The sequence below is a fragment of the Kytococcus aerolatus genome (genome assembly GCF_900187395.1).
Lineage (GTDB): Bacteria > Actinomycetota > Actinomycetes > Actinomycetales > Dermatophilaceae > Kytococcus > Kytococcus aerolatus.
On the sequence record NZ_FYEZ01000002.1, the window covers coordinates 373,058 to 394,503 of the forward strand.

Consider the following 21,446-nt stretch of genomic DNA (forward strand, 5'->3'; position numbering starts at 1 on the left):
GGACTGACCGTGGACACCATCGAGACCTGGCTCGCCGACGCCGGAGCCTGGATCTGGGGGCCGATGACGCCCTTGGTCCTGCTGGCCGGCATCGCTTTCACCGTCATGACCGGAGCGGTGCAGATCCGCATGCTCCCGGCCATGTTCCAGACCCTGCTGGACCCACCGCTGAAGGACGAGAACGGGGAGGATCGCAGCGTCTCCACGCTGGCCGCCTTCTCGGTCTCGGCGGCCGGGCGCATCGGGACGGCGAACATCGCCGGCGTGTCCGCGGCCGTGGCCCTGGGCGGGGCCGGTTCGGTCTTCTGGATGTGGCTCATCGCCCTCGTGGGCGGGGCCACCGCCTTCGTGGAGTCCACGATCTCGCAGCTCTACAAGGTCCGGGAGGGGGACGCCTACCGCGGTGGTGGAGCGGTGGTCTACGAGAAGGCCCTGGGCACCCGGGTCGGTGGCGTGCTGGTGGCCGTCATGGTCCTCGTGTGCGCGGGCATCTCCTTCAACATGCTCCAGGCGAACACCATCCGCGTCGCGGTCGACGAGGCGATCCCCACCGAGGCGGCCTGGGTCAACTGGGCGGTGGCCGCCGTGGTGGCCCTGCTCACGGCCGTCGTCGTCATCGGCGGGGTCCGCCGGATCGGCCGCGTGGCCGAGATGCTCGTGCCCTTCATGGCCGGGGCCTACCTGCTCCTGGGGCTGAGCATCCTCCTCATCAACATCGATCAGGTGCCCGAGGTCTTCGGCAACATCTTCGGTCAGGCCTTCGGCCTGCAGGCCATCGCGGCGGGGAGCTTCATGGGCATGGTCATGGAGGGCGTGAAGCGCGCCATGTTCTCCAACGAGGCCGGGATGGGCCTCACCGGCCACGCGGCCGCCTCCGCCTCGGTCTCCCACCCCGTCAAGCAGGGCTTCGCCCAGACCCTCGGCGTGTACCTGGACACCCTCGTGGTGTGCACCATCACCGCGTTCATCGTGCTCTCGGCCGATCCCGACCTGGGCGGCGAGGAGGCCGGTGCAGAGCTGGCCTCGGCCTCCATCGTGGACGCGGTCGGCAGCTGGGGCGCGATCGCCCTCGGCGTCATCCTGTTCACCCTGGCCTTCACCTCCGTGCTGGCCGACTACTACTACGGTGAGTCCAACGTGCAGTACCTCACCAGCAACCGGGGTGTGCTGTGGGCGTTCAAGGTGGTCTTCGTGGCGCTGACCTTCCTCGGCTGCCTCGTGGAGCCGACCCTGCTGTGGGCGTTGGCGGACTTCCTGTTCCCGCTGCTCGCGGTCCTCACCATCGTCTCCCTGCTCCTCCTGGCGCCGAAGGCGGCCTGGCTGCTCAAGGACTACCGGGCCCAGCTGGCCGAGGGGCGGAACCCGGCCCTCACCTCGGACCGCCTGCCGGCGGAGTGGCGGGGCATCACCTGCTGGGAGCCGGAGGACTCGATGGACCACGCCGACGCGGTGGCCTACCGGCGGGAGCACCTGGACACCGGCGCACGCTGACCTGTGGCAGAATGACCCGCTGCTGATCGTCTCGCACAGCCCCTGCCGCAGGGGGGAGAAGCCGCGAGGTCGTGCGATCAGCGTTCCCACACCGTCCACGGCGCCGCCGTGGTGAGAACACAGTGCCGGTGACCTGCGCGCACCGCACGGAAAGCGACCCAGCATGCAGAAGCTCGACGCCGTCGACGCAGCCAGCCTCCGCGACGACATCCCGGAGTTCCGCGCCGGTGACACCGTGAACGTCCACGTGAAGGTCATCGAGGGCAACCGCACCCGTGTCCAGGTCTTCAAGGGCATCGTCATCCGCCGCCACGGCCGTGGCATCGGCGAGACCTACACCGTCCGCAAGGTCAGCTTCGGCATCGGTGTGGAGCGCACCTTCCCGGTGCACTCCCCGGTGGTGGAGAAGATCGAGGTCCTGACCCGTGGTGACGTCCGTCGCGCCAAGCTCTACTACCTGCGCGACCTGCGCGGCAAGGCCGCTCGCATCCGCGAGAAGCGCGACAACACCGCGACCCAGGCCTGACCAGGGTCCACCGGGCCCCGTCCTCGACGGGGTCCCCCGCGATGACGACTCACGTGCCGCCCCCGTCCACCGGACAGGGGCGGCACGTCGTCCTCCGGCCGTCCTCGGCGTCGAGGACGGGCCGGGGGGCGCGGCGTGGCCGGCGGACCCCCGCCAGCTTCCGCCGGCTGGGTCTGTGGGCCGCCCTGGCGACCGTCGTGGCCCTGGTCTTCGTGGCGGCGTTCGTCCGGACCTACCGGGTGACCGGCCCGTCGATGGAGCCGACCCACCCCGAGGGCCAGGTGGTGGTGGCCACCCGGCTCGGGGGGCTCTCCGGACCGGTGGAGTCGGCGGTCGAGGTCGGTGACGTCGTCGTGCTCGACGCGACGGCAGCCTGGGGGGACCGTGCCGAGGACGGCGGGGAGCTGCGCGTCGTCAAGCGGGTGGTGGCCGGCCCGGGCGACACCATCACCTGCTGCACCGCCGGTGCGATGGTGCGCAACGGGGAGCCGGTGCCCGCCCGGCGCCCCGGGGGAGAGGGCCTCGACAGCCCCTTCGAGGTGGTGCTGGGCCCCGACGAGTGGTGGGTGGTCGGGGACGACCCCTCCGCCTCGAACGACTCCCGCACCCATCTCGCGGCACCCGGGGGCGGGGCGGTGCGCAGCGAGGAGCTCGTCGCCCACGTACGGTGGGGCCTGTGAACCCAGAGGAGCAGTCGATGACGCCTGAGAACGCGGACCGGACGCCGGACGCCGGCGGAGCCCGCCGGCTGGACGACCCGGTCGGGACCGACCCGGCGGAGTCGGGGACCACGGACCCCTCGACCGAGGAGCGTGCCGACCGCGGTTCCTGGTGGGACGCCCTCAAGGAGACGGTCGTCGTGGCGGTGCTGGCACTGCTCTTCGCCTTCCTCATCAAGACCTTCCTCGTGCAGGCCTTCTTCATCCCCTCGGGGTCGATGGAGAACACCCTGGAGGAGGGCGACCGGATCCTGGTCAACAAGCTCTCGCCGACCCCCTTCGAGGTGGAGCGCGGCGACGTCGTGGTCTTCCAGGACCCGGGCGGCTGGCTGCCGGCCAGCACCACGGAGAAGAGCCCCCTGTACAAGGCAGGTCAGTTCGTGGGCGTCCTCCCCGGGGACGGGGACGAGTACCTCATCAAGCGCGTCATCGCGGAGGGTGGCGACGAGGTGGCCTGCTGCGACGCGCAGGGCCGGGTGACCGTGAACGGCGCCCCGCTGGAGGAGTCCTACGTCTACGAGGGCGACGTGCCCTCGCTGGTGGAGTTCGACGAGACCGTCCCGGCCGACCACGTCTGGGTGATGGGCGACCACCGCTCGAACTCGGGCGACTCGCGCTTCAACGGGCCGGTGCCCATGGACCGCGTCACCGGGACCGCCTTCGTGGTCATCTGGCCCTTCAACCACCTGGGCACCCTCCCGGACGGCGGCGTCTTCGACGACGTGAAGTCCGCTGGATGACGCCCACCGGTGGATCGCGGACCAGCCCCACGCTCCGCACGGAGCGGGAGCTGCTGCGCGCTGGGCACCGGACGGTGGCCGGCATGGACGAGGTGGGTCGCGGTGCCCTGGCGGGACCGGTGACGGTGGGGGTGGTGGTCGTCGACGGCGACACCCGCTCCGCGCCGGCCGGGGTGCGTGACTCCAAGGAGCTCTCGGCGGCCCGGCGCGAGGAGCTGGTCCCGGCCCTGCAGGGCTGGGGGGTGGCCCGCGGGGTGGGCCACGCCTCACCGGCCGAGATCGACGCCCACGGGATCATGGGTGGCCTGCGGCTCGCCGGTCGCCGGGCGCTGGACGCCTGCGGGGTCGAGGTGGACGTCGTCCTGCTCGACGGCAAGCACGACTGGCTCACCGACCCGATGACGGCGGGCCTGCTCGCCGGGGACGGGCCCCCCGTCCCGCCGGTGGTCACCCGCATCGGGGGCGACCGGACCTGTTCCTCGGTGGCCGCCGCGAGCGTCCTGGCCAAGGTGGAGCGGGACGCACGCATGGTCGCCCTGGCCCGGGACCCGGAGTTCGCTCCCTACGGCTGGGAGGGCAACAAGGGGTACGCGGCGGCCGGTCACCGGGAGGCCCTGCGCCGCTGGGGAGTCAGCAGGGAGCACCGCCGCAGCTGGCGGCTCGGCATCGAGGAGGCCGTGTGAGCACCGACGACCTGGAGCGCTACGAGTCCGAGGCGGAGCTGGCCCTCTACCGCGAGTACCGGGACGTGGTGGGTCTCTTCACCTACGTGGTGGAGACCGACCGACGCTTCTACCTGGCCAACGAGGTGGACGTCCGCCTGCGGGGCGAGGACGGGGACACCTGGTTCGACATCCACCTCACCGACGCGTGGGTGTGGGACGTCTTCCGGCCGGCCCGCTTCGTCTCCCAGGTGCGGGTGATGACCTTCAAGGACGTCAACGTCGAGGAGATCGCGAAGACGGAGCTGCAGCCGCCGGAGTGAGCGACCGGCGGCGTGGGGAACCGGGGAGAACCCACCACCAGCGGCCCCCTCCGTCCACAGGCTCGGTGCCGGGTCCGGTTCGGTGACCCCCTGACCGGGCCACCGTGGGGGCATGATGAGACGACGCACGGAGCTGGGGCAGCGGGGCGAGGACCTCGCCGCGGAGTGGTGGACGGCCCGGGGATGGCAGGTCCTGGACCGCAACTGGCGGCACGAGCTGGGGGAGATCGACCTGGTCATCGCTCGCGACGGGGTGCTGGTGGTCTGCGAGGTCAAGACGCGGACCACGGCCGCCTTCGGGGAGCCGGTGGAGATGGTCCGGCCCGCCCAGCGCAGCCGACTGCGCCGGTTGACCGCGGCCTGGCTGCTAGCGCACCCGGGGCGGTGGCAGGAGATCCGCATCGACGTCCTCGGTGTGCTGGCGCCGCCCTCGGGCCCGGTGACGGTCCACCACGTGATCGGAGCCGTGGCATGAGCCTGGCGCGGACCTGGGCGGTGGCCGTGCTGGGCGTCACCGGACGGATGGTCCGGATCGAGGCGGATCTGGGGCAGGGGTTGCCCACCTTCACCCTCGGGGGCCTGCCGGACGCCGCCTGCGCCCAGGCACCGGACCGGGTCCGGGCGGCGGCGGTGAACTCCGGGATCCCCCTGCCCAGTCGACGCCTCGTGGTCAACCTCTCCCCGGCGGACCTGCGCAAGCGGGGGACTGGCTTCGATCTCGGCATCGCGCTCGCGGCGCTCGCCGCGGCTGGAGCGCTTCCGGCCGAGGCGGTCGACGGCGTGGCCCATCTGGGGGAGCTGGGGCTCGACGGGCAGGTCCGGCCCGTCCCCGGGGTCCTGCCCGCGGTGCTCGCAGCACGGGCGGCGGGCGTGGAGCGTGTCGTGGTGCCGCGGGAGAGTCTCGTGCTGGCGGGGCAGGTGAACGGGGTCGAGATCATCGGGGTGGGTTCGCTCGCCGAGCTCGTGGAGGACTACCGCGAGCACGGTCGTCCGCTGGGCCGAGCCGCTCCGGCGCCCGCACCCGAGCCCCCGGTGGAGGTGCCCTGCCTGTCGGAGGTGGTGGGCCAGGAGGCGGCGAAGAACGCCCTGGAGGTGGCCGCCGCGGGTGGGCACCACCTGCTGCTGCACGGTGCTCCGGGGACGGGCAAGACCATGCTGGCCAGCCGGCTGCCCGGCCTGCTGCCGGAGCTCACCGACGAGCAGGCTCTGGAGCTGGCGGCCGTGGAGTCCGTCCTGGACCCGGAGGCTTCCCGCCTCACCCGAACACCACCCTTCATCGCGCCGCACCACAGCTCGAGCACGAGCGCCCTGGTGGGTGGGGGATCCCGCACCGCGAGGCCGGGGGCGGTGAGCCGGGCGCTGCACGGGGTGCTCTTCCTCGACGAGGCGGCCGAGCTCCGGCGGGACGCCCTCGAGGCGCTGCGCCAGCCCCTGGAGGAGGGGCGGGTGGTGCTCCTGCGCGCCGAGGGGGCCGTCGAGCTGCCGGCCCGCTTCCAGCTGGTGGTGGCCGTGAACCCCTGTCCGTGCGGCCGGGGTGGCCGGCGGGTGGTGCGGGGGCGGGCCTGCGAGTGCTCCCCGGTGGTGAGGCGGAACTACGCCAAGCGGTTGTCGGGTCCGATCCGGGACCGGATCGACCTGCAGGTGGAGATGGAGCCGGTCTCCGAGCTGTGGGGCACCGAGCGGGTCCGCGAGACTTCGGCCCGGGTGGCCGAGCGGGTAGCGGTGGCCCGGGAGAGGCAGCGGCACCGGTGGCGCGAGCACCCGTGGGTGCTCAACGCCCACGTGCCGGGGAGCGTGCTCCGGAGGGGTGAGCACGCGGTGCCGGCCTCGGCCCTGTCCCCGCTGGAGGACGCGCACCGGGCCGGAGTCCTGAGCGCCCGGGGGGTGGATCGCGTCCTGCGGGTGGCCCTGACCCTGGCTGACCTGGAGGGTGCCGCCGCGGTCGACGGAGGTCACCTCGGACGGGCCCTCAGCCTGCGTGGGGAGGAGGCGGCATGACCACCGGATGGGATGCCGAGCGCCGGGCCCGGGTGGCCTGGAGCCGGATCGCCGAGCCCCTGGACGAGAAGGCCGCCGAGCTGCGGGAGCGCCACGGGGCGGTGGAGGCACTGGACCGGTTGCGGCAGGACCCCGGACTGGCCGCGGGGCGGTTCGCGCCCCGGCTGGCCGAGCTCGACCTCGACCGGGAGGAGGAGCTGGCGGACCGCTTGGGCATCACCGTCCTGGTGCCCGGTGACGACCAGTGGCCGGACGGGGCCGACCGGCTCCTGCAGCCTCCGTCCTGCCTGTGGGTGCGGGGGAGCGGCCGGCTGGCGGATCTCCTCGTGGACTCGGTGGCGGTGGTGGGCGCCCGGGCGGCCACCGCGTACGGCACGCAGACCGCCGGGTCCTGGTCGCACGCCCTGGCCGGCTGGGGGCACACGGTGGTCTCCGGGGGAGCCTTCGGCATCGACGCCGCGGCTCATCGGGGAGCGCTCGCGGCATCCGGTCGGACCGTCGCCTTCCTGGCCGGAGGGGTCGATAGCGCCTACCCCCGGGCCCATTCCGGGCTGCTGGACGCGGTGCGGGAGAGCGGCGCGCTGGTCAGCGAGTCGGCGCCGGGCTGCTCTCCGCAGCGGCACCGCTTCCTGACGCGCAACCGGCTCATCGCAGCCTTCTCCACCGGCACCCTGGTCGTGGAGGCCGGGGCGCGGTCGGGCTCCTTGTCCACGGCGCGGTGGGCCGACCGGTGCTCCCGCCCGGTGGCGGCGGTGCCGGGCCCGGTCAGCTCGGAGATGTCGGTGGGCACCCACCAGCTGGTCCGGGACGGGGTGGCCGTGCTCGTGACCTCCCCGGAGGAGCTCCTGGAGGCGGTCGGGCCGATGGGCGGTCAGCTGGCCCTGCCGGTGCAGGGCCACACACTCCCCGCCGACGCCGTCCATCCCGAGCGCCGCTGGTGCTGGGAGGTGCTCTCGGCGAGGCCGGCCACCCCGATGGCGGTCGCGAGGGCCGGTGGACGAGCCCTGGCCGAGACCGAGGAGGCGCTCGGGATGCTCCTGATGGCCGGGCAGGCCCACCGGGTGGACGGCGGCTGGGTCCGCGCCTGAGCGCCGCAGGAGGCACCTGTCTGTGGTGGACTGCGGGCATGCCGCTGACCACCGCCGTCGAGCAGTTCGCCGACCACCTGCAGGTCGAGCGGGGCCGCTCGGAGCACACCGTGCGGGCCTACACCGCCGACCTGCGGGCGCTGGTGGGGACGCTCGAGGACCTGGGCGTCGCCGAGTGGAGCGAGGTGACCCTGCGGCACCTGCGCACGCATGCTGCCCGGAGGTCCGAGGCAGGGCTCGCCCGGGCCACGCTGGCCCGCGGGACCTCCTCCCTCCGTCGCTTCTTCGCGTGGATGGTCTCCACCGGCCAGCTCGACGAGGACCCCTCGGGGCGATTGGAGGCTCCGCGCCCGGACCGTCGCCTCCCGGGTGTGTTGCGGGCCGACCAGGCAGCGGAGATGCTCGCGGGGGAACGGCCGGGCCCCCCCGCCGGGGACGGCCCGGGGGGTGAGGACGAGGACGTCCGGGCCCGGGCGGCGGCACTGCGCGACCAGGCGATCCTGGAGCTCCTCTACGCCACCGGCATCCGGGTCGGTGAGCTGGTGGGCCTGGATCCTGAGGCGGTCGATCTCGGTGACCAGCTGGTGCGGGTGCTCGGCAAGGGCGACCGGGAGCGGGTCGTGCCCTTCGGCCAACCGGCCCGGGTCGCGCTCGGCCGGTGGGTGGACGAGGGTCTCCCCGTCCTGTCCGGGCCCGGCGTGACGGCGCTCTTCGTCGGGGTCCGGGGACGGAGGATCGACCCCCGCGAGGTGCGGCGCGTCGTCCACGCCGCGACCCGTGCCGTGGAGGGTGCCCCCGATCTGGGCCCCCACGGACTGCGTCACTCGGCGGCGACCCACATGGTCGACGCCGGCGCGGATCTTCGTTCGGTGCAGGAGCTGTTGGGCCACTCCAGCCTCGCCACCACGCAGATCTACACCCACGTCTCGGTGGAGCGGATCCGGGCCGCCTTCGAGCAGGCCCATCCCCGCGCCTGAGGAGCGCGGCGGCGTGACGGGACCACCCCGTCAGCGGGTTCGTGGGCCCCGGAGCGGACCAGCGTCCGGCTTGAGCTCCGGGGAGAAACCCGGCAGCAGCGTGGGGTCGACATAACGCTTCCGGGGCTTCAGCCCCTCCTTGGTGTAGGCGCCCCAGTGCAGGCAGATGCCGAGGCAGTGCCCCGGGGCGATGGTGCCGATGGGTTGACCGGCCACCACGGGGGTGCCCAGAGGCGTCCGCGTGGCCAGCGGGAGATAGGTCGTCCGCAGCCCGTTCGCGTGCGTGATCGTCAGCGATCCCACCGAGTTGATGGTGCCGCTCCAGGTGACCACCCCGGGGCCGGCGGCCAGGACCTGCTGCGGGGTGACGCCGGCGAGGTCCACCCCGCGGTGCCCCCGGCCGTAGGGGGTCGCCGGCGGGTCGAACTCCCGCTGGATCCGTGTCGGGACCAAGGGCCAGGTGAAGCGCAGCGGGTGGTAGCCGCTCGCCCCGGTGAGGAGCTCCGGCGGGGTGTCGGGGGAGGGGAGAGCCGCCTCCGGGGCGAACGACGCACCGACGGCCGGGAGGGGCGGTGCGCTCGAGGGCGACGTCGTGTCCGAGGTCGGGAGGGCCGCGGCCTGCTGCGGGGCCGCCACGGAGGTCGCGAGCAGGGCGGCGGCGAGAGCTGGCACCACCGCACGTGGTCGGGTGGTTCGTCGGGGGGTGAGGACGGTGAAGCGGGACATGCGCCCAGCGTGGCGGGACGCCACCCCCGGCGGGGGCCCCTGGGGGGAAGCCTGTGGAGCAGCAGATCGCCGACGAGGGCGACCACGTCGGCCCGGGCCGTGGGATAGGATCGTCACCACGCGTGGCGTGTGCCCGGACGATGGATCTCCTCAGGAGGCCGGAGGGCGGGTGCCGACACGTGAATTCGCGCACGAGCACGCCGGGCCCGGTCCGGCAGAACGGTGTGGCGCCCGCGGTCCTCCGCGGAGCAGGGCTCAGGCCCGTGCTCCAGGGGGTGGGGGCCACCGCCCGTGCCAGGAGACAACTGCACCCCACGAGAAAGCGAGACCTCGGCATGGCCGTCGTCACCATGCGCCAGCTCCTCGAGAGCGGCGTCCACTTCGGACACCAGACCCGTCGCTGGAACCCCAAGATGAAGCGCTTCATCATGACGGAGCGCAATGGCATCTACATCATCGACCTGCAGCAGTCGCTGTCCTACCTCAACGAGGCCCACGAGTTCGTCAAGCAGACCGTGGCCCACGGCGGCACGATCCTGTTCGTCGGCACGAAGAAGCAGGCCCAGGAGACCGTCGCCGAGCAGGCGACCCGTGTGGGCATGCCCTACGTGAACCACCGCTGGCTGGGCGGCATGCTCACCAACTTCCAGACCGTGCACAAGCGCCTCGAGCGCCTCAAGGAGCTGGAGGCCATCGACTTCGACGACGTGGCCGGCTCCGGTCGCACGAAGAAGGAGCTGCTGGTCCTCAAGCGCGAGCTGGACAAGCTCGACCGCACCCTGGGCGGCATCCGCGACATGTCCAAGACCCCCTCGGCGGTCTGGATCGTGGACACCAACAAGGAGCACCTCGCGGTCACCGAGGCCCGCAAGCTGCGCATCCCGATCATCGCGATCCTGGACACCAACTGCGACCCGGACGAGGTCGACTACCCGGTGCCGGGCAACGACGACGCGATCCGGTCCGTCGCCCTGCTGACCCGTGTCATCGCCGATGCCGCGGCCGAGGGCCTCATGACCCGCAACGGTGGCGGTGCCGCCGCTGACGAGCCGATGGCTGAGTGGGAGCGAGAGCTCCTGGCCGGTGAGGCCGCCACCGACGCCGCCGCAGCCCCCGCGGCCGAGGCCCCCGCGGCCGAGGCCCCTGCTGCCGAGGCTCCCGCGACCGAGGCCCCGGTGACCGAGGCGCACGCCGCCGAGGCGACGACCGAGGCACCCGCCACCGAGGCTGCCGAGGCCCCGGCCGGCGAGCAGCCGCAGGCCTGACCTGACCTCCGACCGCTCGACACACTCCCGAAGGAGAACGCAGCACATGGCGAACTACACCGCAGCCGACATCAAGGCCCTGCGCGAGCAGACCGGCGCCGGCATGCTCGACGTGAAGAAGGCCCTCGACGAGACCAACGGCGACATCGAGGCCGCCAAGGAGGCCCTGCGCATCAAGGGCCTGAAGGGTGTCACCAAGCGTGAGGGCCGCTCGGCCTCCAACGGCCTGGTGGCCGCCCACACCGCAGAGGGTGCGGGCACCCTGCTCGAGATCAACTGCGAGACCGACTTCGTGGCCAAGGGCGAGAAGTTCATCGCCCTGGCCGACAAGGTCCTGGCCCACGCCGTGGCGCAGGAGATCGGTGACGTGGAGGCCCTGCTGGGCTCCACCCTGGACGGCCAGACCGTCCAGGAGCTCCTCGACGAGTCCAACGCGACCATCGGCGAGAAGATCGAGATCCGCAACCTCGCCCGTCTCACCGCCCCCGAGGGTGGTCAGGTCGTGGCCTACCTGCACAAGACCTCGCCGGACCTGCCGGCGCAGATCGGCGTGCTCGTGGCCACCACCGGCACCGACGAGCAGTTTGGTCGCGACATCGCCATGCACGCCGCCGCGTTCTCCCCGACCGCCCTGACCCGCGACGAGATCGACCCGGAGACGGTCGAGAACGAGCGTCGCGTCGCCGAGGCGACCGCCAAGGAGGAGGGCAAGCCGGAGCAGGCCCTGCCGAAGATCATCGAGGGTCGCGTCAACGCCTACTTCAAGGACAACGTCCTCCTGGACCAGCCCTTCGCCAAGGACCCGAAGAAGTCCGTCGCGAAGGTCGCCGAGGAGGCCGGTGCCGAGGTCGTGGGCTACGCCCGCTTCAAGGTCGGCTCCGACGTCCAGGCCTGATCCCCCGGCGTCGTTCGACGCCGAAACCCGCCGGAGGGCGTGTGCACACCCGCAGGGGTGGCACACGCCCTCCGGCGCGTCCGGATGTGCGAGGATCGGGGCGGCCTGCCGCCGGCCCTCCCGCCTCGCCCCCCCGGCGAGCCCACCAGCGCACGCAAGGAGCACCATGACCACCACCGTCCAGCCCGCCGAGGGACCCACCGCGCCCGACCGCCCGCGCCGCGTCCTGCTCAAGATGTCCGGCGAGGTCTTCGGCGGGGGCTCCGTCGGGGTCGACCCGGGCGTCGTCAAGGGGATCGCCGCGCAGATCGCCGCGGCCGTCCGGGAGGGCGTGCAGGTGGCCATCGTCGTCGGGGGCGGGAACTTCTTCCGCGGGGCCGAGCTGCAGACCCAGGGCATGGAGCGCACCCGCGCCGACTACATGGGCATGCTGGGCACGGTCATGAACTGCCTGGCCCTCCAGAACTTCCTCGAGGCCGAGGGGGTGGACACCCGCGTCCAGACCGCCATCGAGATGACCCAGGTGGCCGAGCCGTACATCCCCCGCAAGGCGATCCGCCACCTGGAGAAGGGGCGCGTGGTGATCTTCGGCGCCGGTGCTGGCATGCCCTTCTTCACAACCGACACCGTCGCCGCCCAGCGGGCGCTGGAGATGAAGTGCGACGAGGTCCTCATGAGCAAGTCCGGCGTGGACGGCGTCTACTCGGCCGACCCGCACAAGGACCCCACCGCCGAGCGCTACGAGCACCTGACCTTCGGGGAGGCGCTGGCCAAGCAGCTCCGCATCGCCGACGCCGCGGCGTTCTCCCTGTGCATGGAGAACGGGCTGTCGATGATGGTCTTCGGCATGCAGGCCGAGGGCGCCATCACGCAGGCCCTCCGCGGTGAGAGAATCGGCACCATCGTCACCGCTGAGTGACCCACCCCCGAACACCCCGGGACCCCCGGACACCCCAGATCAGGAGACTGACATGACCGTCAAGGACGCCCTCACCGAGGCGCAGCAGAAGATGGACAAGGCCCTCGAGGTCGCGCACGAGGACATGGCCGACATCCGCACCGGTCGCGCGCACGCCGGCATGTTCAGCAAGATCATGGTCGACTACTACGGTGCCCCGACCCCGCTGCAGCAGCTGGCCTCCTTCCAGGTGCCGGAGGCCCGCACGATCATGGTGCAGCCCTTCGACAAGTCGGCGATGAACGCCATCGAGAAGGCCCTGCGCGAGTCCGACCTCGGTGTGAACCCCTCGAACGACGGCAACCAGATCCGCTGCGTCCTGCCGGCCCTCACCGAGGAGCGCCGCAAGGAGTACATCAAGCTTGCCAAGACCAAGGGCGAGGAGGCGCGCGTAGCGGTCCGCAACATCCGCCGCGCGGCGAAGGAGCACATCGACGGCCTGGTCAAGGACGGCGAGATCGGGGAGGACGAGGGGACCCGCGGGGAGAAGGAGCTCGAGGCCCTCACCAAGAAGCACACCGACCAGATCGAGGAGATCCTCAAGGCCAAGGAGGCGGAGCTGCTGGAGGTCTGACCTCCCGGCTCCCTCCCCGCAGCCCGGTGTCTGCCACCCCACGCGCCGGGCGCAACCTGCCGGCCGCCATCGCGGTCGGGGTCGCGCTCGGCGCCCTCATCCTGCTCTCGCTGCTCATCCGGCGGGAGGGGTTCGTGCTGCTCGTCGGCCTGGCGGGGGCGGTGGCTGCCTGGGAGCTCATGCGAGCGCTGCACCAGCGGCCCGGCGGCATCCGGGTCCCCGTCGTGCCCACCGTGGTGAGCCCGATGGTGATCGCCTGGGGCACCTGGTTCGGCGGGGGAACGGGGCTGACGGTCTCCGCGGTGGCGATGCTGGTCCTGCAGGTGGTCTGGCGCGCCTACCGCCCCCAGGCCGGTGACCCGGAGGATCCCCAGCACCCGGCGGCCTCCGGTCTGCCCCGGGCGCTGGCGGACGTCACGGGGGCGGCCCTGGTCACCGGGTACGTGGGGGTGCTGGCGGCGTGCACGGTGCTGCTCGTGGCCCCGGACGACGGGGTGTGGCGCGTGGTCACGCTCATCGCCCTGGCGGCCGGGTCGGACGTGGGGGGATACACCGCCGGGGAGCTCTTCGGGAAGCACCCGATGGCCCCGAACCTGTCGCCGAAGAAGTCCTGGGAGGGGTTCTGCGGCTCGGTGCTCTTCAGCCTGGTGCTGGGGGTGGTCCTCGTGCAGGCCTGGTTCGACGGCCCCTGGTGGGCCGGGCCGCTCGTCGGCGTCGCGGTCGCCGCCGCCGGCACGGTGGGGGACTTCGCCGAGTCGGCGCTCAAGCGGGACGTCGGCATCAAGGACATGAGCCAGCTGCTGCCCGGGCACGGGGGACTCATGGACCGGCTGGACTCGATCCTCGTGGCCGCACCGGTTGCCTGGGCCCTGCTGGCCGCCACGACCACGGCGGGCTGAGCGCCGGCCCCACCGGGAGGGCCCGGGTGGGAGGATGGTCCCGATGACCGATCTGCCGCAGCCCACGACTCCCAGCCCCCGCCCGGGCGAGCTCACCTTCACCGCACCCCGGCGGGGCAAGCCGCCGCGCCACCTGGCGGATCTCGACCTGGCCGGCCGCAAGGAGGCCGTCGTCGAGGCCGGGTGGCCCGCCTTCCGCGCCAGCCAGCTCAGCAAGCACTGGTTCGAGCGGTACACCGACGACCCCGCGGCGATGACGGACCTCCCGGCCGCCGAGCGCGAGGAGAAGGTGGCGGGCCTGCTGCCGCAGCTCCTGACCCCCCTGTCGGTGCAGCGGGCCGACGACGGGGCCACGGTGAAGACGCTCTGGCGCCTCCACGACGGTGCCCTCGTGGAGTCGGTGCTCATGCGCTACCCGCGCCGCGTCACGCTCTGCCTCTCCAGCCAGGCCGGGTGCGGGATGAACTGTCCCTTCTGCGCCACGGGCCAGGCGGGGCTGACCCGCAACCTCTCCACCGCGGAGATCGTGGCCCAGGTGGTGGCGGCCAACCGGATGCTCAACGACCCGCAGGCGCCCGGTCTGGCCCCGCCACCGGCCCTGGCCGAGGGGGCCGTGGAGCTGGGGGAGAACGACCCCGGTGAGGCCGACGCCGCCCCGGCCGCCACCGCCCCGGAGGCGGCCGAGGGCCCGAAGCGCGTGCACAACGTGGTCTTCATGGGGATGGGGGAGGCCCTGGCCAACTACCGGCGGGCGGTGGACGCCCTGCGCCGCATGGTCGACCCGGCTCCCGAGGGGCTGGGCATGAGCGCCCGCGGCATGACGATGAGCACCGTGGGGTTGGTCCCCGCCATCGACAAGTTCGCCGCGGAGGGGATCCCGGCCACGCTGGCGCTCAGCCTCCACGCCCCGGACGACGAGCTGCGCGACGAGCTGGTCCCGATCAACACCCGGTGGAAGGTCGACGAGGCCCTGGACGCCGCATACCGCTACTACGAGGCCACAGGGCGCCGCGTCTCCATCGAGTACGCGCTGATCCGCGACATGAACGACCACGCCTGGCGGGCGGACCTGCTCGGGGAGAAGCTCAACGCGCGGGGGCGGGGCTGGGTGCACGTCAACCCGATCCCGCTCAACCCCACGCCGGGCTCGAAGTGGACCGCCTCGCGTCGCGGCGTGGAGCAGCAGTTCGTCGAGCGGCTGCGCGCGCACGGCATCCCCACCACCGTCCGTGACACCCGCGGCTCGGACATCGACGGGGCGTGCGGTCAGCTCGCCGCCGCGCCGGAGGGCACGCTGGGCTGAGTCAGTCCCGGGCCAGCAGGGTGACGGCCTCGTCCACGTCGTCGACGAGGTGGAGCACCCGCCCCATCTCCCGCTCCGCGCCGAGGGCCTCCAGCAGGGGCCACACCGGCAGGGTCCGGGTCCAGTGCTCCCGCCCCACCAGTACCAGCGCGCCCAGCTCGGAGCCCGGGGTGGCGTAGTAGAGGCGGGTGGCCACCTGGAAGACCTCCTGGACGGTGCCCGCGGCGCCGGGCAGGACGACCAGGCCCGCCGTGGACTGGGCCAGGAGCAGGTCCTCCCGCAGTGCGTTGGAGAAGAGCTTGGCGATCTGCTGGCCGAAGGGGTTCGGCGGCTCGTGCCCGTAGAACCAGGTGGGGATGCCCACGCTGTGCAGGGAGGCCGGCACCGGCAGCTCCTCCCGGGCCGTCAGCCCGGCCCGGGCCCAGGGGCCCACCTCTTCGAAGTCCGGCGCCGCGGACAGTCGGGTCAGGGCACGCCGCAGGCTCTCCCCGTCGGGGGAGAGGGCACCGAGGTTCGCGGCCTCCATCGCCCCGGGACCACCGCCGGTGAGCACCACCTGCCCGGCGTCCGCCAGGCGCAGCCCGAGCCGGGCCGCCGCGGCGTACTCGGCGGTGCCACGGCGCAGCGCGTGCCCGCCCATGACCCCGACCACCTCCCGACCGGTGAGCAGCTCCACCAGGGCGTCGACCATCGACTCGTCGTGGATCGCCCGCAGCATCGAGACGTAGGAGTCGCCGTGCAGGCGCTCGTCGCGGAACCAGGCGTAGGCGCGGGCGTCCGGGGTGGCCTCGTAACCGTGCTCCGCGAGGCCGGCGTAGAGCTCCTGGGCGGTGTAGAGGGTTCCGCGGTGGGGGCGGACCGGGGCGTCGGGGGCGGCCGGGAAGACCACCCCGCCGGCGTGGACGATGCGGGCGTGCAGGTCCACCGGCAGCGTCCCGCCGAGCACCACCAGCCCGTGGAGGGCTTCGACCGGCAGGGCTCGCAGCCGGTCCGCCAGGTCCGTCAGATCCAGACCGTCCAGGGCCACGCGGTGCAGGTCATCCTCGCCCCGCTCCACCCGGGAGAGCAGGGCCTCGAAGGTGCCCACGTCGGTGAGGTCCCGCCCCGGGCGGTGGGCCAGACCACGATGGCCGGGCAGGGGGATCGCAGGGTTGGCGGTGAGCGCTGGGATGTCCACGGCGGCCACGCTAACCGGGTGTGTGCTGGAGCCCGTGGAATGGCACGGTGAGGACCATGACCGCCCGCACCGCCGAGGAGGACGTGCGAGGCTCGGGGGCATGACACACTCCGACCTCCTGCAGCGACTCGCCACGATTGTCCCGGCCGGGCTGACCGGCCTGCTCACCGCCGACGGCTGGGTGCCGGCCACCGGTGAGGGCACCTTCCCGGTGACCGACCCCGCCACGGGGGAGACCCTGCGGGAGGTCGCCGACGCGACCGAGGCCGACGCGGTGGCCGCGCTGGACGCCGCGGTGGAGGCCGGCCCGGCCTGGGCTGCCACGAGTCCGCGGGAGCGGGCCGAGGTCCTGCGCCGAGCCTTCGAGCTCGTCACCGAGCGGACCGAGGAGATCGCCACGGTGATCACCCTGGAGATGGGCAAGTCCCTGGCCGAGGCGCGGGGCGAGGTCGCCTACGGGGCCGAGTTCCTCCGCTGGTTCTCCGAGGAGGCCGTCCGGCTGGAGGGGTGCACCGCACCGGCGCCCGGGGGAGGAGCGACGATCCTCACCCGGCGCCGCCCGGTGGGCCCGGTGCTGGCGATCACCCCGTGGAACTTCCCGCTGGCCATGGGCACCCGCAAGATCGGCCCGGCGCTCGCCGCCGGCTGCTCGGTGGTGCTCAAGCCGGCCGGGGCCACCCCGCTGACCGCCATCCTGCTTATGGAGATCCTCCGCGAGGCCGGGCTCCCCGACGGGGTGGTCACCTGCTTCACCACGAGCCGCACCTCCGAGGTGGTGGCGCCCGTCCTGGCCGACCCCCGGCTGCGGAAGCTGACCTTCACCGGCTCCACCGAGGTGGGACGCACCCTGCTGGGACAGACCGCCGACAACCTCCTGCGCAGCTCGATGGAGCTCGGCGGCAACGCGCCCTTCGTGGTGCTCGACGATGCCGACCTGGACGCCGCCGTGGAGGGGGCGATGGCCGCGAAGTTCCGCAACATCGGCCAGGCCTGCACGGCGGCCAACCGCTTCATCGTGCACCGCGAGGTGGCCCAGGAGTTCACCGAGCGCCTCGCCGAGGCCGCCGCGGCCCGCACCGTGGGACCCGGTGGGGACGAGGGGGCCGACCTGGGGCCCCTGCTGGACGCCGACGCGCTGACCAAGGTCGAGCGCCTCGTGGACGACGCCGTGGCGGCCGGGGCCGGGGTCGTCACCGGTGGGCCGGAGGAGGCGGCGGCCCTGGCCGAGCGCCTGCCGGAGGGTGGCCACTGGTACCCGCCGACCGTGCTGGCCGGGGTTCCGCGGGGTGCTGCCTGCCTGGCCGAGGAGATCTTCGGGCCGGTGGCGCCGATCATCGTGGTGGAGGACGACGACGAGGCCCTCGAGCTGGCGAACGACACCGAGTTCGGGCTGGTCGGCTACGTCTACGGCAGCGACCTCCAGCGCCTTCTCGCCTTCGCCGGCGGGATGGAGACGGGGATGGTCGGGGTCAACCGGGGCGTGGTCTCCGAGGCGGCGGCGCCCTTCGGTGGCGTGAAGCACTCCGGGCTGGGCCGGGAGGGCGGCCACGAGGGGGTCGAGGAGTACCTCGAGACGCAGTACCTCGGTCTCACGGACTGAGGGCCCGGTCAGGATCCGGCAAAGAGTCTGTGCCGGAGGAGGAGTGGGGTGGTGGGGGTCACATCCTGCCGGTTAGCGTCGAACCGGCCCTCGGGTCACACCCCTCCACCCTCCTCCCCTCCAGGAGCATCTCGTGCTGACGAAGTCCACCGTGCTGCGCCTCCTCGTGCCGACCGCCCTCCTTTCGCTGGCCCTCGCCGGGCCGGCCGCTGCGAAGGGAGGTGACCAGCCCTCCCTGCCGCGTGACGGGGACGGTGCGACCATGGGCTGGTCCACGCCGAAGCCTCTCTTCTCGGTCCGCGGCAGTGCCACGCCCAGTCCGGCGGCCCGGGCCGCCCACGGGCCCTTCGGCGTCGACACCAGCGGGCACACCTCCATCCGGGACTGGCAGTGGTTCACCGACCACCACGCCCAGTTCGCGTGGATCAAGGCGACCGAGGGCAACTACCTGCGTGCGAGCTCGTTCAGCGAGCAGTGGACGGGTGCCACGCAGCAGGAGATGCTGCGCGGCAGCTACCACTTCGCCAACCCGTCGGTCTCCTCCGGCGCCGAGCAGGCGGAGTTCTTCGTGGCCAACAAGGGTGGCTGGTCGGCCGACGGCCGGACGCTCCCCGGCGCCCTGGACCTCGAGTACAACCCCTACGGTCCCGCCTGCTATGGCAAGAGCCCGTCGCAGATGAACCAGTGGGCGCGCTCCTTCGTCGACCGCTACGAGGAGCTGACGGGTGTGAAGCCGGTCATCTACACGAATGCTGACTGGTGGAACACCTGCGTGGGCGAGGCGGACTTCTCCGACGTGCCGCTGTGGCTCGCCCGATACGCCAGCGACCCGGGCCCCGCGCCCCGCTCGTGGTCCGCCCACGGTGCCTCCCACACGATCTGGCAGGTGCGCCCGGTCGACGCCCACGGCTACGACGTGAACCGGGTCCACGGTGACCGCAGCGACCTGGAGGAGCTGGCGAGCACGGGCCGCGTCGTACGCTGACCCGCATGACTCCCCGCCGCGTCACCCTCCTCGGATCCACCGGGTCCATCGGCACCCAGGCCCTCCAGGTGGTCGCCCAGAACCCCGGCCGCTTCGAGGTCCACGGGCTGGCTGCCGGGGGCTCGGACCTTGATCTCCTGGCCCGCCAGGTCTTCGAGAACCGGCCCGAGGTCGTGGCGATCGCCCACGGCAGCGCCGAGGAGCTGCTGGAGCGGTTGGGGGCCCTCCGGGGCGGGTTGCGCTACGTCCCACGGATCCTCACCGGACCGGAGGCCGCCGCCGAGCTCGCCGCGGAGCCGGTCGACGTCGTGCTCAACGGCATCACCGGTTCGATCGGCCTGGGTCCCACGCTGGCGGCTCTGGAGGCGGGGAGCACGCTGGCCCTGGCGAACAAGGAGTCCCTCATCGTCGGGGGACCGCTGGTGAAGGCGGCGGTGCAGCGACCCGACCAGATCGTGCCGGTGGACTCCGAGCACTCGGCCATCGCGCAGTGCCTGGCCAGCGGGCGCCGGGAGGAGCTGCGCCGGCTGGTCATCACCGCCTCCGGCGGGCCCTTCCGTGGCCGCAGCCGGGAGGAGCTGGCCGACGTCACCCCCGAGCAGGCGCTGGCCCACCCGAACTTCGCGATGGGGCGGGTGGTGACGACGAACTCGGCCACCCTCGTGAACAAGGGGCTGGAGGTCATCGAGGCCCACCTGCTCTTCGACGTCCCCTTCGACGACATCCGGGTGGTGGTGCACCCGCAGCAGCAGATCCACTCGATGGTGGAGTTCCGCGACGGGTCGACCATCGCCCAGGTCGGCCCGCCCCGGATGCTCGTGCCGATCGCCCTCGGGCTGGCCTGGCCGGAGCGGCTGGAGCACGTGGACGAGGCCACCGACTGGCGCCAGCCGCAGTCCTGGGAGTTCCACCCGCTGGACGACGACGCCTTCCCCGCGGTGCGCCTGGCCTTCCACGTCGGCCGGCTGGGCGGGATCGCCCCGGCGGTCTACAACGCCGCCAACGAGGAGTGCGTGGAGGCCTTCCACGCCGGTCGCCTGGTCTTCACCGAGATCGTCGACGTCGTGGCCGAGGTGGTCGAGGAGATGACTGCCGGGCGCGAGCTGGGTGAGCTGACCCTGGACTCGCTGCTGGTCGCCGAGGCGGAGGCCCGCAGCGCGGCGCACGCCCGCATCGCCGCCCGGGCCGCCTGATGCTGCTCTACCTCCTCGGCGTCCTGGTGGTGCTCCTGGGCGTCGGGATCTCCATCGCCCTGCACGAGATCGGCCACCTGGTGCCGGCCAAGGCCAGCAAGGTCCGGGTCACGCAGTACATGGTCGGCTTCGGTCCCACGGTCTGGTCACGGCAGCGGGGGGAGACCGAGTACGGGATCAAGGCGATCCCGCTGGGCGGGTACATCCGGATGATCGGGATGCTCCCGCCCCGCCCGCAGGACCCGGCGGGCACGCTGCGGCGGGGCTCCACCGGGCTGCTCGACCAGATGGCCGACGACGCCCGGGAGGCCGACCACGAGCAGGTCCGCCCCGAGGACACCGACCGCCTCTTCTACCGGCTCCCGGTGTGGCGCAAGGTCATGATCATGCTCGGGGGCCCGCTCATGAACCTCGTGCTGGCCGCGGTGCTGCTCACCGGGGTCCTCACCCTGCACGGGGTGGCCGAGCCGACCACGCGCATCGCCAGCGTCGTGGAGTGCGCCCCGGAGGACCCCGCGGCCACCGAGTGCGGCCCGCAGGACGAGCGGAGCCCCGCGGCCTTGGCCGGGCTCGAGCCCGGTGACCAGCTGATCACCGTGGGCGGGGCACCGGCCGAGAGCTGGGAGCAGGTGAGCGCCCGCATCCGCGAGGCCGGGGGCCAGGAGCTGCAGCTCACGGTGGAACGGGACGGGCGTACCGTCGAGCTCACCGCCGAGCCGGTGCTCCGGGAGCGTCCGGTCGTCGTCGACGGGCAGGTCCAGCAGCGCGACGGGAAGCCGGTCCTCGAGGAGGTCGGCTACCTGGGGGCCTCGCCGGCCCACGAGACGGTCCGGCAGACGCTCTCCGCGGTCCCCGGGGCGCTCGGGGACGGGCTGTGGGCCACCGCCAAGGTGGTGCTCACCATCCCGGCCCGGCTGGTGGACGTCGGGCAGACCGTGCTGGGGCTGGAGGAGCGCGACCCGAACGGGCCGATGTCCGTGGTCGGCGTGGGCCGGGTGACCGGCGAGGTGACCAGCTCCGAGGAGATCGGCCTGGACTGGCCCGGCCGGATCGCCTTCTGGGGCTCGATCCTCGCCTCGCTGAACATGGCCCTCTTCGTCTTCAACCTCGTGCCCCTGCTCCCGCTGGACGGCGGGCACGTGGCGGGGGCGCTGTGGGAGGGGCTCCGCCGCTGGTGGGCCCGGGTGCGAGGACTCCCGGACCCCGGGCACGTCGACGTGGCGAAGATGATGCCGCTGGCCACGGCGATGGCCCTGGTGCTCGTCGTGATGTCCGTGCTGCTCGTCTACGCCGACCTCGTGAAGCCGATCCGGCTCGGCTGAGGCAGGGGGCCCACCCGCTGCCGGC

General features: G+C 73.1%; 22 protein-coding genes. 20 read left to right on the forward strand and 2 right to left on the reverse strand.

Annotated elements, in window-relative coordinates:
- The first annotated feature begins 9 nt into the window (after positions 1 to 9).
- The 10 genes from CFT82_RS08770 to CFT82_RS08815 all read left to right on the forward strand — a co-directional run bounded on the left by CFT82_RS08770 (position 10) and on the right by CFT82_RS08815 (position 8,524).
- Positions 10 to 1,491 (forward strand): alanine/glycine:cation symporter family protein, encoded by a 1,482-nt coding sequence (locus CFT82_RS08770; protein ID WP_088818677.1) that lies wholly within the window; start codon positions 10 to 12, stop codon positions 1,489 to 1,491.
- 163 nt (positions 1,492 to 1,654) lie between these two features.
- Positions 1,655 to 2,017: a 50S ribosomal protein L19 gene (rplS, locus tag CFT82_RS08775; protein WP_088818678.1), complete on the forward strand. Its 363-nt coding sequence runs from the start codon at positions 1,655 to 1,657 to the stop codon at positions 2,015 to 2,017.
- Positions 2,018 to 2,058: 41 nt separating this feature from the next.
- On the forward strand, positions 2,059 to 2,697 hold the full coding sequence (gene lepB / locus CFT82_RS08780; RefSeq protein WP_088818679.1) for a signal peptidase I: 639 nt from the start codon (positions 2,059 to 2,061) through the stop codon (positions 2,695 to 2,697).
- Between the two features lie 17 nt (positions 2,698 to 2,714).
- A complete protein-coding gene (lepB, locus tag CFT82_RS08785) occupies positions 2,715 to 3,476 on the forward strand; it encodes a signal peptidase I (protein WP_234994369.1) in 762 nt (253 codons plus the stop codon).
- Entirely contained in the window at positions 3,473 to 4,159 is a 687-nt protein-coding gene (locus tag CFT82_RS08790) for a ribonuclease HII (RefSeq protein WP_088818681.1), read from the forward strand. Before lepB (CFT82_RS08785) ends, CFT82_RS08790 begins: the two co-directional genes overlap by 4 nt.
- Entirely contained in the window at positions 4,156 to 4,461 is a 306-nt protein-coding gene (locus CFT82_RS08795; RefSeq protein WP_088818682.1) for a DUF2469 domain-containing protein, read from the forward strand. Before CFT82_RS08790 ends, CFT82_RS08795 begins: the two co-directional genes overlap by 4 nt.
- A 112-nt stretch (positions 4,462 to 4,573) precedes the next feature.
- Positions 4,574 to 4,936, forward strand: a complete 363-nt coding sequence (locus CFT82_RS08800) for a YraN family protein (protein ID WP_088818683.1) — start codon at positions 4,574 to 4,576, stop codon at positions 4,934 to 4,936.
- Positions 4,933 to 6,459 (forward strand): YifB family Mg chelatase-like AAA ATPase, encoded by a 1,527-nt coding sequence (locus CFT82_RS08805; RefSeq protein ID WP_088818684.1) that lies wholly within the window; start codon positions 4,933 to 4,935, stop codon positions 6,457 to 6,459. Before CFT82_RS08800 ends, CFT82_RS08805 begins: the two co-directional genes overlap by 4 nt.
- Positions 6,456 to 7,547, forward strand: coding sequence for a DNA-processing protein DprA (dprA, locus tag CFT82_RS08810; RefSeq protein WP_088818685.1), 1,092 nt, complete (start codon positions 6,456 to 6,458; stop codon positions 7,545 to 7,547). The genes CFT82_RS08805 and dprA overlap by 4 nt, the downstream gene beginning before the upstream one ends.
- A 38-nt stretch (positions 7,548 to 7,585) precedes the next feature.
- The gene (locus tag CFT82_RS08815) at positions 7,586 to 8,524 is read left to right on the forward strand and encodes a tyrosine recombinase XerC (RefSeq protein WP_088818686.1); all 939 of its coding nucleotides are present in this window, start codon (positions 7,586 to 7,588) and stop codon (positions 8,522 to 8,524) included.
- A gap of 30 nt (positions 8,525 to 8,554) precedes the next feature.
- Here the strand turns inward: CFT82_RS08815 and CFT82_RS08820 are convergent, their stop codons facing one another.
- A complete protein-coding gene (locus CFT82_RS08820) occupies positions 8,555 to 9,250 on the reverse strand; it encodes a M23 family metallopeptidase (protein WP_088818687.1) in 696 nt (231 codons plus the stop codon).
- 335 nt (positions 9,251 to 9,585) lie between these two features.
- Between CFT82_RS08820 and rpsB the strand changes: the two genes are divergently transcribed.
- The 6 genes from rpsB to rlmN all read left to right on the forward strand — a co-directional run bounded on the left by rpsB (position 9,586) and on the right by rlmN (position 15,144).
- On the forward strand, positions 9,586 to 10,515 hold the full coding sequence (rpsB, locus tag CFT82_RS08825; protein WP_088818688.1) for a 30S ribosomal protein S2: 930 nt from the start codon (positions 9,586 to 9,588) through the stop codon (positions 10,513 to 10,515).
- Between the two features lie 46 nt (positions 10,516 to 10,561).
- A complete protein-coding gene (gene tsf / locus CFT82_RS08830) occupies positions 10,562 to 11,410 on the forward strand; it encodes a translation elongation factor Ts (RefSeq protein WP_088818689.1) in 849 nt (282 codons plus the stop codon).
- 166 nt (positions 11,411 to 11,576) lie between these two features.
- The gene (gene pyrH / locus CFT82_RS08835) at positions 11,577 to 12,329 is read left to right on the forward strand and encodes a UMP kinase (RefSeq protein WP_088818690.1); all 753 of its coding nucleotides are present in this window, start codon (positions 11,577 to 11,579) and stop codon (positions 12,327 to 12,329) included.
- 52 nt (positions 12,330 to 12,381) lie between these two features.
- Positions 12,382 to 12,942 (forward strand): ribosome recycling factor, encoded by a 561-nt coding sequence (frr, locus tag CFT82_RS08840; protein WP_088818691.1) that lies wholly within the window; start codon positions 12,382 to 12,384, stop codon positions 12,940 to 12,942.
- Between the two features lie 26 nt (positions 12,943 to 12,968).
- Positions 12,969 to 13,841: a phosphatidate cytidylyltransferase gene (locus CFT82_RS08845; RefSeq protein WP_200815106.1), complete on the forward strand. Its 873-nt coding sequence runs from the start codon at positions 12,969 to 12,971 to the stop codon at positions 13,839 to 13,841.
- A gap of 43 nt (positions 13,842 to 13,884) precedes the next feature.
- A complete protein-coding gene (gene rlmN / locus CFT82_RS08850) occupies positions 13,885 to 15,144 on the forward strand; it encodes a 23S rRNA (adenine(2503)-C(2))-methyltransferase RlmN (protein ID WP_088818693.1) in 1,260 nt (419 codons plus the stop codon).
- Between the two features lies 1 nt (position 15,145).
- Here rlmN and CFT82_RS08855 read toward each other — a convergent pair whose 3' ends face one another.
- Entirely contained in the window at positions 15,146 to 16,321 is a 1,176-nt protein-coding gene (locus CFT82_RS08855; RefSeq protein WP_234994370.1) for an LOG family protein, read from the reverse strand.
- Positions 16,322 to 16,421: 100 nt separating this feature from the next.
- Between CFT82_RS08855 and CFT82_RS08860 the strand changes: the two genes are divergently transcribed.
- The 4 genes from CFT82_RS08860 (at position 16,422) to CFT82_RS08875 (ending at position 21,421) form a co-directional block, all read left to right on the forward strand.
- Positions 16,422 to 17,921: an NAD-dependent succinate-semialdehyde dehydrogenase gene (locus CFT82_RS08860; protein WP_088818694.1), complete on the forward strand. Its 1,500-nt coding sequence runs from the start codon at positions 16,422 to 16,424 to the stop codon at positions 17,919 to 17,921.
- Positions 17,922 to 18,054: 133 nt separating this feature from the next.
- Positions 18,055 to 18,906, forward strand: a complete 852-nt coding sequence (locus CFT82_RS08865) for a GH25 family lysozyme (RefSeq protein WP_200815107.1) — start codon at positions 18,055 to 18,057, stop codon at positions 18,904 to 18,906.
- Positions 18,907 to 18,911: 5 nt separating this feature from the next.
- Positions 18,912 to 20,099, forward strand: coding sequence for a 1-deoxy-D-xylulose-5-phosphate reductoisomerase (gene dxr / locus CFT82_RS08870; protein ID WP_088818695.1), 1,188 nt, complete (start codon positions 18,912 to 18,914; stop codon positions 20,097 to 20,099).
- Entirely contained in the window at positions 20,099 to 21,421 is a 1,323-nt protein-coding gene (locus tag CFT82_RS08875) for a M50 family metallopeptidase (protein WP_088818696.1), read from the forward strand. The genes dxr and CFT82_RS08875 overlap by 1 nt, the downstream gene beginning before the upstream one ends.
- Positions 21,422 to 21,446: the final 25 nt, after the last annotated feature.

Coding starts and splice junctions, on each gene's coding strand:
- rplS (WP_088818678.1), top strand. CDS start 1,655: ATGCAGAAGCTCGACGCCGTCGACGCAGCCAGCCTCCGCGACGACATC.
- lepB (WP_088818679.1), top strand. CDS start 2,059: ATGACGACTCACGTGCCGCCCCCGTCCACCGGACAGGGGCGGCACGTC.
- lepB (WP_234994369.1), top strand. CDS start 2,715: ATGACGCCTGAGAACGCGGACCGGACGCCGGACGCCGGCGGAGCCCGC.
- CFT82_RS08790 (WP_088818681.1), top strand. CDS start 3,473: ATGACGCCCACCGGTGGATCGCGGACCAGCCCCACGCTCCGCACGGAG.
- CFT82_RS08800 (WP_088818683.1), top strand. CDS start 4,574: ATGATGAGACGACGCACGGAGCTGGGGCAGCGGGGCGAGGACCTCGCC.
- CFT82_RS08805 (WP_088818684.1), top strand. CDS start 4,933: ATGAGCCTGGCGCGGACCTGGGCGGTGGCCGTGCTGGGCGTCACCGGA.
- dprA (WP_088818685.1), top strand. CDS start 6,456: ATGACCACCGGATGGGATGCCGAGCGCCGGGCCCGGGTGGCCTGGAGC.
- CFT82_RS08815 (WP_088818686.1), top strand. CDS start 7,586: ATGCCGCTGACCACCGCCGTCGAGCAGTTCGCCGACCACCTGCAGGTC.
- CFT82_RS08820 (WP_088818687.1), bottom strand. CDS start 9,250: ATGTCCCGCTTCACCGTCCTCACCCCCCGACGAACCACCCGACCACGT.
- rpsB (WP_088818688.1), top strand. CDS start 9,586: ATGGCCGTCGTCACCATGCGCCAGCTCCTCGAGAGCGGCGTCCACTTC.
- tsf (WP_088818689.1), top strand. CDS start 10,562: ATGGCGAACTACACCGCAGCCGACATCAAGGCCCTGCGCGAGCAGACC.
- pyrH (WP_088818690.1), top strand. CDS start 11,577: ATGACCACCACCGTCCAGCCCGCCGAGGGACCCACCGCGCCCGACCGC.
- frr (WP_088818691.1), top strand. CDS start 12,382: ATGACCGTCAAGGACGCCCTCACCGAGGCGCAGCAGAAGATGGACAAG.
- rlmN (WP_088818693.1), top strand. CDS start 13,885: ATGACCGATCTGCCGCAGCCCACGACTCCCAGCCCCCGCCCGGGCGAG.
- CFT82_RS08860 (WP_088818694.1), top strand. CDS start 16,422: ATGACACACTCCGACCTCCTGCAGCGACTCGCCACGATTGTCCCGGCC.
- dxr (WP_088818695.1), top strand. CDS start 18,912: ATGACTCCCCGCCGCGTCACCCTCCTCGGATCCACCGGGTCCATCGGC.
- CFT82_RS08875 (WP_088818696.1), top strand. CDS start 20,099: ATGCTGCTCTACCTCCTCGGCGTCCTGGTGGTGCTCCTGGGCGTCGGG.